The sequence below is a fragment of the Streptomyces sp. NPDC055254 genome (assembly GCF_053606025.1).
In genome coordinates, this window is sequence record NZ_JBSGQV010000018.1 from 1 (window position 1) to 15,517 (window position 15,517).

Consider the following 15,517-nt stretch of genomic DNA (forward strand, 5'->3'; position numbering starts at 1 on the left):
GGAGGAACCCCCCGCGCCCGGCGCCGCCGCGACGGGCACGGGCCGCCGCCGGGGCGCCACGGCCGACGCCTACCTCGCGGCCCCGCCCGCTCCGCCCGTACCCGCCGCCGCGACGGGCACGGGCCGCCGTCGGGGCGCCACCGCCGACGCCGACCTCGCGGCCCCGCCCGTACCGGGCACCGGCCGCCGCCGGGGCGGCGCCCTGGCGGAGCCCGACGCCCCGCCCGCCGGACGCGCCCGGCGCCGGGCCGCGGCGGGCTCCGGCACGGCACGCGGCGCCGATCTCCGGGCACCCGCCCCGGGCGGGACCTGGCGGCGGATCGTGCCGCAGGCGCTGGTCGTCGCCTTCCTCGCGGGCGGCACCTCCGCCTTCGTCGCCGCCGACAAATCGGTACGGCTCACCGTGGACGGCGTACCGAGGACCCTGCACACCTTCGCCGACGGCGTCGACGAACTCCTCGCCGCCGAAGGTGTCGGCATCGGACCGCACGACCTCGTCGCACCCGCCCCCGGCGAGCCCCTCGACGACGGCGAGGAGGTCGTCGTCCGCTACGGCCGCCCCCTGCGCCTGACCCTCGACGGACAGCGGCGCGAGGTGTGGACCACCGCCCGCACCGTCGAGGGCGCCCTGCGCCAGTTCGGCGTCCGCGCCGAGGGCGCCTACCTCTCCGCCCCGCGCACGGCCCCGGTCCCGAGGTCCGGCCTGACCCTCGGCGTCCGCACCGAGCGCAGCGTGACCTTCATGGCCGACGGCCGCGAACGGACCATCCGCACCAACGCCGCCACCGTCCAGGAAGCCCTCGACCAGGCCGGCATCACCCTGAACGGCCAGGACACCACCTCCGTCCCCCCGGACACCTTCCCCCGCGACGGCCAGACCGTCACCGTCCTGCGCATCACCGGCACCCGCGAGGTCCGCGAGGAGCGCATCCCGTACACGACCGAGAAGGTGCGGGACCCGGGCCTCTTCGCCGGCACCGAAATCGTCGAGCGCGCCGGCCGGCCCGGGGCGCGCCGGGTCACGTACGGCCTGCGCACCGTCAACGGGGTCCGCCAGAAGCCCCGCCGCATCGCCGAGGAGGTCGTCCGCGAGCCCGTCACCCAGCTCGTCAAGGTCGGCACGAGACCGCTGCCCACCTCCGTCTCCGGGGCCGACGGCCTCGACTGGGCAGCCCTCGCCCAGTGCGAGTCCGGCGGCCGCCCCACCGCCACCGACCCCTCGGGCACCTACGGCGGCCTGTACCAGTTCGACGTGCGCACCTGGCAGGCCCTCGGCGGCTCCGGCCGCCCCCAGGACGCGTCGGGCGCGGAACAGACGTACCGGGCCAAGAAGCTCTACGTACAACGGGGCGCGAGTCCGTGGCCGCACTGCGGCCGTAGGCTTTACCGGTGAGCACCGCAGAGCAGCAGCCCAACGAGACCCCTTCTGACGCCCTCCTCGGCCCGGCCGACATCCGGGAGCTGGCCGCCGCCCTCGGCGTGCGGCCGACGAAGCAGAAGGGGCAGAACTTCGTCATCGACGCCAACACCGTGCGCCGCATCGTGCGGACCGCCGAGGTCCGCCCGGACGACGTGGTCGTCGAGGTGGGGCCGGGGCTGGGCTCGCTGACCCTCGCGCTGCTGGAGGTCGCCGACCGGGTCACCGCGGTCGAGATCGACGACGTCCTCGCGGCGGCGCTGCCCGCCACCATCGAGGCGCGGCTGCCCGCGAGGAAGGACCGCTTCGCCCTGGTCCACTCCGACGCCATGCTCGTGACCGAGCTGCCCGGCCCGGCGCCGACCGCGCTCGTGGCGAACCTGCCCTACAACGTGGCCGTCCCCGTGCTGCTGACCATGCTCGACCGGTTCCCGAGCATCGAGCGGACCCTGGTCATGGTGCAGGCCGAGGTCGCCGACCGGCTCGCCGCCGAGCCGGGCAACAAGGTGTACGGGGTCCCCTCGGTCAAGGCCAATTGGTACGCCGACGTCAAGCGCGCCGGCGCCATCGGCCGCAAGGTGTTCTGGCCCGCGCCGAACGTCGACTCCGGACTGGTCTCGCTGGTCCGGCGGGCCGAGCCGATCAAGACCACCGCCTCGAAGGCGGAGGTCTTCGCGGTCGTGGACGCGGCCTTCGCCCAGCGCCGCAAGACGCTGCGCGCCGCGCTGGCCGGCTGGGCCGGTTCCGCGGCGGGCGCCGAGGCCGCGCTGGTCGCCGCGGGCGTCTCGCCGCAGGCGCGCGGGGAGTCCCTGACGGTGGAGCAGTTCGCCGCGATCGCCGAGCACAAGCCCGCGCAGGAGAGGCCCGCCCTGTGAACCGCGTGACCGTACGGGTCCCCGCGAAGGTCAACGTGCAGCTGGCGGTGGGCGCGGCCCGCCCCGACGGCTTCCACGACCTGGCCAACGTATTCCTCGCCGTCTCGCTGTACGACGAGGTGACCGCGACCGCCGCCGACGCGCTGACCGTCACCTGCGAGGGCCCGGACGCGGACCAGGTCCCGCTGGACCGCACCAACCTCGCCGCGCGCGCCGCCGAGGTCCTCGGGGCACGGGCCGGCGTGGAGCCCGCCGTCCACCTGCACATCGCCAAGAACATTCCGGTCGCCGGCGGCATGGCGGGCGGCAGCGCGGACGGGGCGGCGGCCCTGCTGGCGTGCGACGCCCTGTGGGGCCTGGACACGCCGCAGGCGGAACTGCTGGACCTCTGCGCGGAGCTGGGCAGCGACGTTCCCTTCAGCCTGGTGGGCGGCGCGGCGCTGGGCACCGGGCGCGGCGAGCTGCTCACCCCGGTGGACGCCGGCGCGTTCCACTGGGTGTTCGCGGTGGCCGACGGCGGCCTGTCCACCCCGGCGGTGTTCCGCGAGTTCGACCGGCTCGCCGCCGGTACGCGGATCCCGGAGCCCGTGGCGTCGCCGGCGCTGCTCGCGGCCCTGGCCTCGGGGGATCCGGACGCGCTGGCCGGAGCCCTGGTCAACGACCTCCAGCCGGCCGCGCTGTCGCTGCGGCCGCGGCTGGCCGACACGCTGGCGGCGGGCACCGACGGCGGCGCGCTGGCGGGCCTGGTCTCGGGGTCGGGTCCCACGACGGCGTTCCTGGTCCGGGACGCGGAGGCCGCCGCGAAGGTGGCGGCGGCGCTGGAGGCTTCCGGCACGTGCCGGGCCACGCGGGTGGCGTCCAGCCCGGCCCCGGGCGCCACGGTCCTGCCGTCCGCCTGACCGCGCCGGATCGACCCCGCCGCGGCCGTACGAACGCGCGGTCCGGGCGGCCGGATCCGGCAAAACGATCCGCCCCGGCGCGGAGGGTTAGGCTGAGGGGCTGATCCACACCCCTTCCCTGGAGCGCGTCTGATGGCCGTCAATCTGGTCAATGTCGAGGCAGTCAGCAAGGTGTACGGCACACGTACCCTGCTCGACGGCATCTCCCTCGGCGTGTCCGAGGGGGACCGGATCGGTGTCGTCGGCCGCAACGGCGACGGAAAGACCACCCTCATCCGGATGCTGGCCAAACTGGAGGAACCGGACACCGGCCGGGTCACCCAGAACAGCGGCCTGCGCATGGGCGTCCTCACCCAGCACGACTCCCTCGACCCGACGGCCACCATCCGCCACGAGATCATCCGGGACATGGCCGACCACGAGTGGGCCGGCAACGCCAAGATCCGCGACGTGCTGACCGGCCTCTTCGGCGGACTCGACCTGCCCGGCTTCGGCCAGGGCCTGGACACCGTCATCGGACCGCTCTCCGGCGGCGAGCGCCGCCGCATCGCGCTCGCCCAGCTGCTCATCGCCGACCAGGACCTGCTGGTCCTCGACGAGCCCACCAACCACCTCGACGTCGAGGGCATCTCCTGGCTGGCCAAGCACCTCCAGGAACGCCGCTCCGCCCTGGTCTGCGTCACCCACGACCGGTGGTTCCTCGACCAGGTCTGCACCCGGATGTGGGACGTCCAGCGCGGAGACGTGCACGAGTACGAGGGCGGCTACAGCGACTACGTCTTCGCCCGCGCCGAACGGGAGCGGATCGCCGCCACCGAGGAGTCCAAGCGGCAGAACCTGATGCGCAAGGAGCTGGCCTGGCTGCGCCGCGGCGCCCCCGCCCGGACCTCCAAGCCCCGCTACCGCATCGAGGCCGCCAACGAGCTGATCGCCGACGTGCCCCCGCCGCGCGACCGCTCGGAGCTGATGCGCTTCGCCAACGCCCGGCTCGGCAAGACCGTGTTCGAGCTGGAGGACGTCACCGTCCAGGCCGGGCCGAAGACCCTCCTCAAGCACCTGACCTGGCACCTGGGCCCCGGCGACCGCATCGGCCTCGTCGGCGTCAACGGCGCCGGCAAGACCTCCCTGCTGCGCGCCCTGGCCGAAGCCGCCCGCACCCAGGGCGAGGTCCAGCCGGCCGCGGGCAAGGTCAGCGTGGGCAGGACGGTCAAGCTGGCCTACCTCTCGCAGGAGGTCGGCGAACTCGACCCGTCCCTGCGGGTCCTGGAGGCGGTGCAGCGCGTCCGCGACCGCGTCGACCTCGGCAAGGGCCGGGAGATGACCGCGGGCCAGCTGTGCGAGCAGTTCGGCTTCACCAAGGACAAGCAGTGGACGCCGGTCGGCGACCTCTCCGGAGGCGAGCGGCGCCGACTGCAGATCCTGCGCCTGCTGATGGACGAGCCCAACGTCCTCTTCCTCGACGAGCCCACCAACGACCTCGACATCGAGACCCTGACCCAGCTGGAGGACCTCCTCGACGGCTGGCCCGGGTCCATGATCGTGATCTCCCACGACCGGTTCTTCATCGAGCGCACCACCGACACGGTGATGGCGCTGCTCGGCGACGCGAGCCTGCGGATGCTGCCGCGCGGACTGGACGAGTACCTGGAGCGCCGGCAGAAGATGATCGAGGCGGCCGCCCCGGCGCCCGCCCCGGCCGCCGCCGCGGCGAAGTCCACCTCCTCCGGCGACTCCCGCGCGGCGAAGAAGGAGCTCCAGAAGATCGAGCGGCAGCTGAACAAGCTGTCCGACCGCGAGAACAACCTGCACGCCCGGATCGCCGAGAACTCCACCGACTACGACAAGGTGGCCAAGCTCGACGCGGAGCTGCGGGAACTGCTCTCGGAGCGCGACGAGTTGGAGATGCGCTGGCTGGAGCTGGCCGAGGAGGCGTAGTTCCCGCTTCCCGGGACGGCCCCGCAGGGGCCCCACCGCAGGTCGACCGACCCGATAACGGCGGTGTCACGGGCCGGTCCGCCCTTGGGTACAGGGGGCGGACCGGCCCGATGTATGTGCGACGTCAGTGATAGAAAGGTCATCCTCCCCACCCCCTGATGCCGAAAGTGTGCGCTGATGACCGAGCCGCCCCAGCCGCCGAACCAGCCGCCGACACCTTCCGGTTACGGGCACCTGCCCGGCCCGCCGCCGAGCGGTTACGGCCAACCCCCGCAGGGCGCCAACCCGTACGCGCAGCAGCCGCCGCAGCAACCGCCGTACGGGCAGCCGCCGCAGCAACCCCCGTACGGCGCCCAGCAGCAGCCCGGTTACGGCTACCCGCCGGCGCCTCCCGGCGCGCCCTTGATGCCGCCGGGCGCCCCCGGGGCGCCGCCGAAGAAGAAGACGACCGTACTGGTCGCCGCCGCGGTCGCCGGCGTCCTCGTCCTGGGAGCGGGCACGTACGTCGCCTTCTTCGCCGACGGCGACGGCAAGGGCCCCGAGGCGCCCGTCGCGCAGAGCTCCCCGCCCTCCGGCGCCGAACCCTCCGCCTCCGTGGACAGCGGCGACGGCAGCGGCGACGGCGGCGCGGAGGCCGACCTCAACTCCGGCCGCAAGCAGGGCGAGGACAAGGTCCTCTGGCTCAAGACCAGCAAGATCGACGGACCCGGCTCCGGAGTCGGGGCGAAGGGCCAGTGGGTGGTCGGCGACACCGTCGCCAAGACGGTCTGGAAGTCCCTCGTCGGCTACGCCGTGACCGACGGCAAGGAGAAGTGGAAGATCGACTTCCCTGCCGAGGTCTGCGGGGTGACCGGCCAGACCACCGACGACGGCAAGACCGTCGTCGTGGTCAAGGACGGTGACGGCGACGGCGCCGTCTGCAACCAGATGAAGATGATCGACCTCAAGGCGGGCAAGGAGGGCTGGACCAAGGAAGTGCCCAAGGAGGGCCTGTTCGACATCATGACGGACGCCAGCCCGACCATCACCGGGGACACCGTCGCGATCAACCGGTTCATCTCCAGCAGCGCCTTCAAGGTCAGCACCGGCGACAGGCTCTTCGCCGGCAGCGGCCCCGAGGGCTGCAAGGCCAACTCCTACGCCGCCGACAAGGGCAAGATGATCGCCATCGCGACCTGCCAGGACGCGGACAGCACCGTCGAGATCCAGGACGCGGACCCCACCACCGGCAAGAAGACCTGGTCCTACCGGCTCGCCAAGGGCCTGAAGGTCACCAACGTCTACTCCGTGAACCCCGTCGTCGTCGACGTCTCCGACCAGGCGAAGAAGCAGCGCGCCATCGTGGTCCTCGGTGCCGACGGCAAGCTGCGCACCCAGGTCACCGGCGAGGGCAGCTTCGCCTCCGGATGCGGGCTGGGCGACCGCGACCTGATGACCTGCCGGCCGGCGGCCGTCGACGGCGACGTCCTGTACCTGCCCACCTCCCCGGAGGTCGGCGTCGGCAACGAGATCGTCGCCTTCGACCTGGGCACCGGCAAGGCCAAGTGGCGCACCCCGGCCGGGGAGAAGCGCACCATCCTCCCCCTCAAGGCGGCGGGCGGGCAGCTGGTCTTCTACCGCCAGGCCGGATACGACCGCGCCGGCGAGGTCCTCACCGTCCCCGCGGCCGGCGGCACCCCCACCGCGGTACTGCGCCACCCGTCCGGTCCGGCCGCGGAGGTGGAGAACTCCTTCTTCTCCCCGAAGGCCCACTACGCGGACGGCCGGTTCTTCCTCTCGGCCACGCGCCTGCAGGCCAAGGGCAAGGACGAGAAGCTCCTGATGGTCTTCGGCAAGTGAACGCGTCCACCGAGCCGCCCACGAGAGGCAGTAGCAACCGATGAGCACCCCGCCGCCCCCCCACCAGCCGCCGCCCGGCGGGTTCGGCGCCCCCACGCCGCCCCCGCAGCAGCCCGGCGGGTTCGGCGCGCCCCCGCCGCCCCCGCAGCAGCCTCCGACGCCGCCGCCCCCGCCCCAGCAGCCGCCGACGGTCCCGCAGCAGCCCCCCGCGGGCTACGGCTACCCGCAGCCCGGCGCCCCGGCCCCGTACGGCGCGCCCACCGCGCCCATGGCCGTCGCCGCGCCCCCCGCCGGCCCGGGCGGCGGCAACGAGGTGCGCACCCAGCTGATGATCGTAGGCGCGGCGCTGCTGGCCATCGTCCTCATCATCGGCGGCGGCTTCTGGTACGTCTCGGACGACGGCGGCGGCGCCCGCCAGAACACCGCGGACGGCGGCCCCAGCGGCTCCCCGGACGGCGACAAGCCCCAGGCGGGCGCGGGCGGCACCGAGAAGGTGCCGGCCAACCCCAAGTCCAAGCCCCTGCTGAACCTGCCGCTGCCGGCCCCCGAGGAGCAGGTGACGGTCAAGGGCTCCTGGCTCACCGACTCCACCTACATCAAGTCCGACGTGGCCAAGGTCGTCGGCTACAACCTCGTCGACGGCGGCAAGAAGTGGGAGATCCCGCTCCCCGCCCAGGTCTGCGCCGCGACCCGGCACATCACCGACAACAAGACGGCGATCCTCTTCGAAGAGGCCCTGCCCACGCCGGAGAAGAAGTACCAGCCGTGCACGAAGGTCGGCGTCATCGACCTGAACACCGGCAAGCTCCTGTGGTCCGCCGCCGCCAAGTCCAGCACCGGCGGCGACAAGAACGTGACCTTCTCCGAAGTCTCCCTCAGCGGCCAGACCGTCGCCGCGGGCGGACTCTCGGGCGGCGCCGCCTGGAACCTGACCGACGGCAAGCCGCTGTGGCAGCCCAAGGTCGACGGCGAGGGCTGCTACGACCTCGGCTACGCGGGCGGCGAGGCCCTCGCGGTCCTGCGCAAGTGCGGCCGCAGCCCCAACCAGACCCTGCACGCGCAGTCCCTGGACCCGGCCACCGGAGCGCCGAAGTACTCGTACAAGCTCTCCGCGGGCATCGAGTGGGCCGGCATCATCTCCACCAAGCCGCTGGTCGTCGCGGCCAACGTGGGCGGCACCGCGAAGAACGCCACCAACGTCAGCGACCTCTTCGTCCTCGACGACGCGGGCCAGCTCACCTCGCGCATCTCCCTGGCCTCGGGCAACTTCAACCCCAAGTGCCCGGCCACCGAGGTCGAGCAGTGCCTCAACATGGTCGTCGGCAACGGCAAGGTCTACGTGCCCTCCTACGAGCACCAGGGTCAGGACCCGAGCGGCGCCCGGACCAACGAGCTGCTCTCCTTCGAGCTGGCGACCGGCAAGCAGACCACCGACCGCGCCGACGCGGGCGAGCGGTACCAGATCATGCCGCTGCGGATGGACGGGTCGAACGTCATCGCCTACAAGATCCCGCCGTACGACAAGGGCGGCCAGATCGTCAGCATCGACGGCACGACCATGAAGGAGACCCTCCTCATGGAGAACCCGGGTGACCGGGCCAGCCAGCGCATCGAGACCGGTGTCACGCCCACCGGCGCCGAGTACCGCTACGGCAACGGCAGGCTGTTCATCTCCCGCCACTACGCGCGCAAGCCGTACTCCGGGGGCGGCGACCCCGAGTACCTCTTCGTCTCGTACACGACGGGCTGAGCCGGCCGTCGCGCCCCGCCCGAAGCCCCCGGAAGGTCCGCCCTTCCGGGGGCTTCTGCGCGGTATCCCCCGCGCGCCGTCGAACAAGCGTGTAGCTTGCCGGGGCAGAAGGGTGGGGGTGGGGTGCCTCAATGGGCGTACGGGTCGTGGTGGTCGACGAGCACCGGCTGCTGGCCGAGGCGCTCGCCTCGGCCCTGAAACTGCGCGGGCACCGCGTGCTCGCCGCGGCCGCCCCGGCCGCGGGCGCCGCCGAGCTGGTGATCAGCCGGGCACCGGAGGTCTGCCTGCTGGGCACCGCCGCGCCCGCCGAGCCGGGGGTCTTCGAGCCGGTCGTCCGCATCAAACGGGAGCGGCCGCAGATCGCCGTCGTGGTGCTCGGCCCGGTGCCCAGCCCGCGCGGGATCGCCGCCGCCTTCGCCGCCGGAGCCTCGGGCTACGTCCGCCAGGACGAGCGCATCGAAGGCGTGGAGCGGGCACTTGCCAAGGCCCGGGCGGGGGAGGTGGCCATCTCCCCGCAGCTCCTGCAGGGCGCCTTCGCGGAGCTCCTCAACCCCGCCGCCCAGCCCGACGACGAGGGCAGCCGGCTGCTGCGGCTGCTGACCCCGCGCGAGGTGGAGGTGCTGGTCCGGGTCGCCGAGGGCGAGGACACCCGGCTCATCGCCGCGGGCATGGCCATCGCGCCGAGCACCGCGCGGACGCACGTCCAACGGGTCCTGATGAAGCTGGGCGTGGGCTCGCGGCTGGAGGCGGCCGCTCTGGCGGCCCGTACCGGCCTCCTGGACCGCGCGGCGCCCCCGTCCGTCACCTCCGCACCCCTCTAGCGCAGAACGGGCCGGGGGCCGCCGATTTCCCCCGGGGGTGCCGCATCGGGTAAGCCAGTGACCAGCACGTGCAGGCACACCCCAGTGCGTTCCCCCGCGAGAGGCAGTAGGCCAGTGAGCAAGGGCCCCCACTTCAAGTACATGGTCACCGGTGGCGCCGGATACGTCGGCAGCGTCGTCGCCGCCCACCTGTTGGAGGCGGGACACGAGGTCACCGTCCTCGACGACCTCAGCACCGGCTTCCGCGCCGGGATCCCGGCGGGCGCCGACTTCATCGAGGGCCGCATCCAGGACGCCGCGGAGTACCTCGACGACTCCTACGAGGCCGTGCTGCACTTCGCCGCCTCCTCGCAGGTCGGCGAGTCCGTGGTCAACCCGGGCAAGTACTGGGAGAACAACGTCGGCGGCACCCTCGCCCTGCTCGCCGCCATGCGCGGGGCGGGCGTGCGCAAGCTGGTGTTCTCCTCCACCGCCGCCACGTACGGCGAGCCGACGGAGGGGCTGCTCACCGAGGCCTCGGTGACGGCGCCCACCAACCCGTACGGCGCCTCCAAGCTGGCCGTGGACCACATGATCGCCGGGGAGTGCGTGGCGCACGGCCTGGCCGCCGTCTCGCTGCGCTACTTCAACGTGGCGGGCGCGTACGGCGAGTTCGGCGAGCGGCACGCGCCCGAGACCCACCTGATCCCGCTGGTCCTCCAGGTCGCCCTCGGGCAGCGCGAGTCGATCTCGGTGTTCGGCGAGGACTACCCGACCCCGGACGGCACGTGCGTGCGCGACTACATCCACGTCGCCGACCTGGCGCAGGCCCACCTGGCCGCGCTGGAGGCGGCGACCGGCGGTGAGCACCTGATCTGCAACCTGGGCAACGGCAGCGGCTTCTCGGTGCGCGAGGTCGTCGAGACGGTCCGCAAGGTCACCGGCCACGAGATCCCGGAGGTCGTCGCCCCGCGCCGGGCCGGCGACCCGGCGATGCTGGTCGCCTCGGCCCGCACGGCGCACGAGCGCCTGGGCTGGACGCCGAGCCGCTCGGACCTCACCGGCATCATCTCGGACGCGTGGAACTTCGCCCGCGCGCACACCTCCTGACCCGGCCGGTCCCGGCCGGACCAGCGGTTTCCTCCGCGCCCCCCGCACCTCCGGGTGCGGGGGGCGTGTGCGTGCGCGCCGCGCGCGGGCGGCAGGCGCCGTGCGCGGGCGCCCGGCGTGCACACGCCGGGTGAAACGGACCCCGTGCAACTGCCGGGGGCACACCCCGGTCACCGAGCCGGCAACCGGACCTCAGGGGCAGCCGAATTCAAGCCACCACAAAGGCCGTTCGTTGCGGCCGTGGGGGAAAATCGCTGGAAAAACTTCCGCTATTCGGCCAACCGCGAGCCGCCCCCGGGCCTACGCTGATGCGTGACACCGGTGGGGGCCGGTGTTGATTCAGGGGTCGAGACACGTCGGGTACGACGTCCGGTCCGGGGTAGTGCAGAGATGTCTCGGCGGCGGCCGCGGCAGCTGTGGATCACCCGGTCCGGGCGTCGTACCCGCCGCCGTCCGTTCCCCGACCCTTGGGGGTTCTGTGGTTCGTATCCGGGTACTCGTCGTCGACGATCACCGCATCTTCGCCGAATCGCTCGCAGCCGCGCTCGCGGCCGAGCCCGACGTGGACGTGTCCGCGGCGGGCAGCGGTCCCGCCGCCCTGCGCTGCCTCGAACGCGCGGTGGCCGAGGGCCGCCGCTACGACGTCCTGCTGGTCGACGCCGATCTCGGCGCCGTCGGCGGGGCCGTGCCCGCCCAGCGGGACCCGGGCGCCGGTCCGCCGCCCACCACCGACGGGATCGCGCTGGTCGCCGGGGTGCGGGTGTCCCACCCGGCGGTCCGTGCCGTGGTGCTGGCCGAGCGCGACGACCCCCGCCGGGCGGCGGTCGCCCTGCAGGCGGGAGCCTCGGGCTGGGTGGCGAAGGACTGCTCGCTCTCGCGTCTGCTGGCCGTGGTCCGGGGGGTGCTGCGGGAGGAGACCCACCTGCCGCCCGCCCTGCTGACGGGGGTGCTCCGGGAGCTCACCGCGGCGCGCAAGCACCGTACGGACAGCGAACGGCTCGTCGAGTCGCTGACTCCGCGCGAGCACGAGGTGCTGCGCTGCATGGTGGCGGGCCTGGGCCGCAAGGACGTGGCCGCACGGCTGTTCCTGTCCCCGCACACCGTCCGCACCCATATGCAGAACGTGCTGGGCAAGCTCGGCGTGCACTCCACGCTGGCCGCGGTGGCACTGGCCCGGCGGGCGGGCGTACGGCCGGCGGACCTAGCCGGGGACGTTGTCGAACGGAGCGGTCAACTGGCGTAGCAGCGCGGCGAGGTCGCCGCGCTGGTGCTGCGAGAGCCGGGCGAGGATCGCCCGCTCCTGGGCCAGTAGGCCGGCGAGGGCCTGGTCGGCGCGGTCCCGCCCCTCGGGGGTCAGCCGCACCAGGACCCCGCGCCGGTCGCTCGGGTCCGGAAGCCGCTCGACGAGGCCCTTCTTCGCCAGCCGGTCGATGCGGTTGGTCATGGTTCCGGAGGTGACCAGGGTCTGGGTGAGCAGTTGTCCGGGCGAGAGCTGGTACGGAGCGCCGGCCCGCCGCAGGGACGTCAGGACGTCGAACTCCCACGGCTCCAGGTTGTGCTCGGCGAAGGCCAGCCTGCGGGCGCGGTCGAGATGGCGTGCGAGCCTGCTGACGCGGCTCAGGACCTCAAGCGGTTCCACGTCGAGGTCAGGGCGCTCCCGCCGCCATGCCGCGACCAGTCGGTCGACCTCGTCCTCCATGCCGATCAGTGTAAGGGGTCTGTCGATGTGAAGTCTCTTGAGGTCGAGTATCTCGATGTGAAGTATCTTGAAAGCGAGATATAAATGCAGCGACCATGGGGCATGGAGGGGCCGGAACGGCTTCCGCTTCCGACCGCCCCGCCAGCAGGGAGGCTCGAACATGTATTCCGATACCGAACAGGCCGGGATCCCCACGGCCACCGCTCCCCCCGCCCCCACCTGGGACCCCCAGCAGTACCTCCGGCACGCCGGACACCGCACCCGCCCCTTCTTGGACCTGCTGACCCGCATACCCGAGCTGCCCACCCGGCCCGCCCGCATCGCCGACCTCGGCTGCGGCCCCGGCAATGTCACCGCGCTCCTCACCGAACGGTGGGCCGACGCCCGCATCACCGGCTTCGACCTCTCCCCGGAGATGCTCCACCGCGCCGCCGACGAGTACGCCGGCCCCACCCCGGGCGGCGGCAGTCTCGACTTCCGCCGCACGGACCTCGGCACCTGGCTGCCCGAGGAGCCCTACGACCTGATCGTCTCCAACGCGGCCCTCCAGTGGGTCCCCAGTCATCCCGCATCCTTCGGCGCATGGATCAACGGCCTGCGCCCCGGCGGCACCTTCGCCTTCCAGATCCCCGGCAACTTCACGGCCCCCAGCCACGCCCTGCTCGCCGAGCTCTGCGACGCGCCGCGCTGGCGCGGCCGGCTCGCCGGCCACGGCGCCCGCTACATCCACCTGCTCGAACCCGCCGAATACCTTGCCCGGTTCACCGAGCTCGGCTGCGCCGTGGACGTCTGGGAAACCACCTACCACCAGCTCCTCCAAGGCCCCGACCCGGTGCTCGACTGGGTCAAGGGAACCGCCCTGCGCCCCGTACTCACCGCCCTCGGCGACGACCAGGACGCCGTGGACGCCTTCCTCACCGAGTACCGCGACAGGCTGCGCGCGTCCTACCCGGCCGGGCCGCGCGGCACCGTCTTCCCGTTCCGCCGCATCTTCGCCGTCGCCCGCAAGGAGGCCTGACCGTGCCCACCACCGCCCAGCACGTCCGGCCCGCCGTTCCACCGAGCTGCCAGGAGCGGGTCCACACCGACCGCAGGGACGTCCGCGGCACGCCGCGGATCCCCAAACCGTCCCTCCCCGCCGCGCGCGGGGGCAGCCCGTCCGCAGGCGCGCCGGGGGCGCGCCGCGGAGCCGAGGGGGGCGGCGGCAGACTCCGGAACTGACGGGTCGCGGGCCCCGAGGGGCTCCGGGACCGAGAACGTCCCGGGCCCCGGAGCGCGGCATCACGCGACGGCGCCCCGTCACCGGACCTCCGGTGACGGGGCGCCTGACGCGCGCGCGGGCCCGCCGCGCCATCAGTTCTTGCGGCGGCCCACCAGGTGCGGCTTCGACTCCAGACCGTCCAGCCCGTGCCAGGCCAGGTTCACCAGGTGCGCGGCGACCTCCGCCTTCTTCGGGCGGCGCACGTCCAGCCACCACTGCCCGGTCAGCGCCACCATGCCCACCAGCGCCTGGGCGTACAGCGGGGCCAGCTTCGGATCGAACCCCCGCGCTTTGAACTCCAGGCCCAGGATGTCCTCGACCTGCGTCGCGATGTCGCTGATCAGCGAGGCGAAGGTACCCGTGGACTGCGCGACCGGGGAATCCCGTACGAGGATGCGGAAACCGTCCGTGTACGACTCGATGTAGTCCAGCAGCGCGAACGCCGCCTGCTCCAGCAGCTCCCGCGGGTGCCCGGCCGTCAGCGCCCCCGTCACCCCGTCAAGCAACTGGCGCATCTCCCGGTCCACGACGACCGCGTACAGGCCCTCCTTGCCGCCGAAGTGCTCGTACACCACCGGCTTGGACACCCCGGCCTTCGCCGCGATCTCCTCCACCGAGGTGCCTTCGAAACCCTTCTCGGCGAACAGGGTCCGGCCGATGTCCAGCAGCTGCTGACGCCGCTCCGCGCCGGTCATCCGGACCCGGCGGCCGCGCCTGGGCTTGTCGCTGCTGGAATTACCGCCGTCGATCGCCACGCCCCCCATCATGCCGGGTTCGCGTCGTTTTCCCTGCGCCGGGCGTCGATGCGGGCCTCCGAGGGCCAGCGCACGTCCGTCGCCCAGCCCAGCTGCTCGAACCAGCGGATCAACCGCGCACTCGAATCGACCTGGCCGCGCAGGACACCGTGCCGGGCCGAGGTCGGGTCGGCGTGGTGCAGGTTGTGCCAGGACTCGCCGCAGGACAGCACCGCCAGCCACCACACGTTGCCCGAGCGGTCGCGCGACTTGAAGGGCCGCTTGCCCACCGCGTGGCAGATCGAGTTGATCGACCACGTCACGTGGTGCAGCAGCGCCACCCGCACCAGGGAGCCCCAGAAGAACGCCGTGAACGCACCCCACCAGGACATCGTCACCAGACCGCCCACCAGCGGCGGGATCGCCAGCGACAGCATCGTCCAGAAGATGAAGTCCCGCGAGATCCGCCGGATCGCCGGATCCTTGATCAGGTCGGGGGCGTACTTCTGCTGATCGGTCTGCTCCTCGTCGAAGAGCCAGCCGATGTGCGCCCACCACAGGCCCTTCATCAGCGCCGGCAGGGTCTCCCCGAACCGCCACGGCGAATGCGGGTCGCCCTCGTGGTCGGAGTACTTGTGGTGCTTGCGGTGGTCCGCCACCCAGCGCACCAGCGGCCCCTCCACCGCCATCGACCCCATCACGGCCAGCGCGATCCGCAGCGGCCGCTTCGCCTTGAAGGAACCGTGCGTGAAGTAGCGGTGGAAGCCGATGGTGATGCCGTGGCAGGCCAGGAAGTACATGAACACCATCAGGCCCAGGTCCAGCCAGCTCACCCCCCAGCCCCACGCGAGCGGGACCGCCCCCAGCAGCGCGACGAAGGGGACGGTGATGAACAGCAGGAGGGCGAGCTGCTCGACGGACCGCTTGTTCTCGCCGCCGAGCGTCGCGGACGGCTCGGGCGCCGGTGCATCGGAGGGCGCGGAAGCGTCCTCGATCAGTTCGGGAGTGGTGGTCATGAGGGTCCCCTGGGGGTGAGGAGTCGAAGAAGAAAACGGGTCCGGTGGCAGCCGGGGGGCCCGGCCGCGGACCCTACGGGCCCGTAACCTACGGCATCGTAAGTATGGCAAATACGGAGCCCCGGGCAAGAGGAGTGCGCATACGGGGCGCGTCCGAGCCCGGCCCCCCGGCCGACTGCTGA

The 15,517-nt window shown here is 73.0% G+C and carries 13 protein-coding genes; 10 read left to right on the forward strand and 3 right to left on the reverse strand.

What is annotated here, in order from left to right:
• From ACWFQ8_RS18790 to ACWFQ8_RS18830, 9 genes are all read left to right on the forward strand, one after another.
• Positions 1-1,393 (forward strand): ubiquitin-like domain-containing protein (locus ACWFQ8_RS18790; RefSeq protein ID WP_453787362.1); only part of this gene is annotated, 1,393 nt, incomplete at its 5' end.
• Positions 1,390-2,292, forward strand: a complete 903-nt coding sequence (gene rsmA / locus ACWFQ8_RS18795; RefSeq protein ID WP_453787363.1) for a 16S rRNA (adenine(1518)-N(6)/adenine(1519)-N(6))-dimethyltransferase RsmA — start codon at positions 1,390-1,392, stop codon at positions 2,290-2,292. The genes ACWFQ8_RS18790 and rsmA, both read left to right, overlap by 4 nt.
• A gap of 5 nt (positions 2,293-2,297) precedes the next feature.
• On the forward strand, positions 2,298-3,191 hold the full coding sequence (locus ACWFQ8_RS18800; protein WP_453787453.1) for a 4-(cytidine 5'-diphospho)-2-C-methyl-D-erythritol kinase: 894 nt from the start codon (positions 2,298-2,300) through the stop codon (positions 3,189-3,191).
• Positions 3,192-3,323: 132 nt separating this feature from the next.
• A complete protein-coding gene (locus ACWFQ8_RS18805; RefSeq protein ID WP_453787364.1) occupies positions 3,324-5,126 on the forward strand; it encodes an ABC-F family ATP-binding cassette domain-containing protein in 1,803 nt (600 codons plus the stop codon).
• Positions 5,127-5,303: 177 nt separating this feature from the next.
• Positions 5,304-6,965: an outer membrane protein assembly factor BamB family protein gene (locus ACWFQ8_RS18810; RefSeq protein ID WP_453787365.1), complete on the forward strand. Its 1,662-nt coding sequence runs from the start codon at positions 5,304-5,306 to the stop codon at positions 6,963-6,965.
• A gap of 40 nt (positions 6,966-7,005) precedes the next feature.
• On the forward strand, positions 7,006-8,715 hold the full coding sequence (locus ACWFQ8_RS18815) for an outer membrane protein assembly factor BamB family protein (RefSeq protein WP_453787366.1): 1,710 nt from the start codon (positions 7,006-7,008) through the stop codon (positions 8,713-8,715).
• A gap of 131 nt (positions 8,716-8,846) precedes the next feature.
• Positions 8,847-9,536 carry a response regulator transcription factor gene (locus tag ACWFQ8_RS18820; protein WP_453787367.1) on the forward strand — a complete coding sequence of 230 codons (690 nt, stop codon included), beginning with the start codon at positions 8,847-8,849 and terminating at the stop codon, positions 9,534-9,536.
• Positions 9,537-9,677: 141 nt separating this feature from the next.
• Positions 9,678-10,625: a UDP-glucose 4-epimerase GalE gene (galE, locus tag ACWFQ8_RS18825; RefSeq protein ID WP_453787454.1), complete on the forward strand. Its 948-nt coding sequence runs from the start codon at positions 9,678-9,680 to the stop codon at positions 10,623-10,625.
• A 478-nt stretch (positions 10,626-11,103) separates the two neighbouring features.
• Positions 11,104-11,868, forward strand: a complete 765-nt coding sequence (locus ACWFQ8_RS18830) for a LuxR C-terminal-related transcriptional regulator (RefSeq protein ID WP_453787368.1) — start codon at positions 11,104-11,106, stop codon at positions 11,866-11,868.
• Here the strand turns inward: ACWFQ8_RS18830 and ACWFQ8_RS18835 are convergent.
• Positions 11,827-12,324: a MarR family winged helix-turn-helix transcriptional regulator gene (locus tag ACWFQ8_RS18835; RefSeq protein WP_453787369.1), complete on the reverse strand. Its 498-nt coding sequence runs from the start codon at positions 12,322-12,324 to the stop codon at positions 11,827-11,829. The genes ACWFQ8_RS18830 and ACWFQ8_RS18835 overlap by 42 nt on opposite strands.
• A gap of 160 nt (positions 12,325-12,484) precedes the next feature.
• Between ACWFQ8_RS18835 and ACWFQ8_RS18840 the strand changes: the two genes are divergently transcribed.
• Positions 12,485-13,342, forward strand: a complete 858-nt coding sequence (locus tag ACWFQ8_RS18840; protein WP_453787370.1) for a trans-aconitate 2-methyltransferase — start codon at positions 12,485-12,487, stop codon at positions 13,340-13,342.
• A 335-nt stretch (positions 13,343-13,677) separates the two neighbouring features.
• Here the strand turns inward: ACWFQ8_RS18840 and ACWFQ8_RS18845 are convergent, their stop codons facing one another.
• Positions 13,678-14,352, reverse strand: coding sequence for a TetR family transcriptional regulator (locus ACWFQ8_RS18845; protein WP_453787371.1), 675 nt, complete (start codon positions 14,350-14,352; stop codon positions 13,678-13,680).
• The gene (locus tag ACWFQ8_RS18850) at positions 14,349-15,335 is read right to left on the reverse strand and encodes an acyl-CoA desaturase (protein WP_453787372.1); all 987 of its coding nucleotides are present in this window, start codon (positions 15,333-15,335) and stop codon (positions 14,349-14,351) included. The genes ACWFQ8_RS18845 and ACWFQ8_RS18850 overlap by 4 nt, the downstream gene beginning before the upstream one ends.
• Positions 15,336-15,517 lie beyond the last annotated feature (182 nt).

What these genes read in the sequence shown, in the direction of transcription:
- ACWFQ8_RS18840 (WP_453787370.1), top strand. Translation starts at nt 12,485, where the DNA reads ATGTATTCCGATACCGAACAGGCCGGGATCCCCACGGCCACCGCTCCC.
- ACWFQ8_RS18815 (WP_453787366.1), top strand. Translation starts at nt 7,006, where the DNA reads ATGAGCACCCCGCCGCCCCCCCACCAGCCGCCGCCCGGCGGGTTCGGC.
- ACWFQ8_RS18820 (WP_453787367.1), top strand. Translation starts at nt 8,847, where the DNA reads ATGGGCGTACGGGTCGTGGTGGTCGACGAGCACCGGCTGCTGGCCGAG.
- ACWFQ8_RS18835 (WP_453787369.1), bottom strand. Translation starts at nt 12,324, where the DNA reads ATGGAGGACGAGGTCGACCGACTGGTCGCGGCATGGCGGCGGGAGCGC.
- ACWFQ8_RS18850 (WP_453787372.1), bottom strand. Translation starts at nt 15,335, where the DNA reads ATGACCACCACTCCCGAACTGATCGAGGACGCTTCCGCGCCCTCCGAT.
- ACWFQ8_RS18845 (WP_453787371.1), bottom strand. Translation starts at nt 14,352, where the DNA reads ATGATGGGGGGCGTGGCGATCGACGGCGGTAATTCCAGCAGCGACAAG.
- ACWFQ8_RS18810 (WP_453787365.1), top strand. Translation starts at nt 5,304, where the DNA reads ATGACCGAGCCGCCCCAGCCGCCGAACCAGCCGCCGACACCTTCCGGT.
- galE (WP_453787454.1), top strand. Translation starts at nt 9,678, where the DNA reads ATGGTCACCGGTGGCGCCGGATACGTCGGCAGCGTCGTCGCCGCCCAC.
- ACWFQ8_RS18805 (WP_453787364.1), top strand. Translation starts at nt 3,324, where the DNA reads ATGGCCGTCAATCTGGTCAATGTCGAGGCAGTCAGCAAGGTGTACGGC.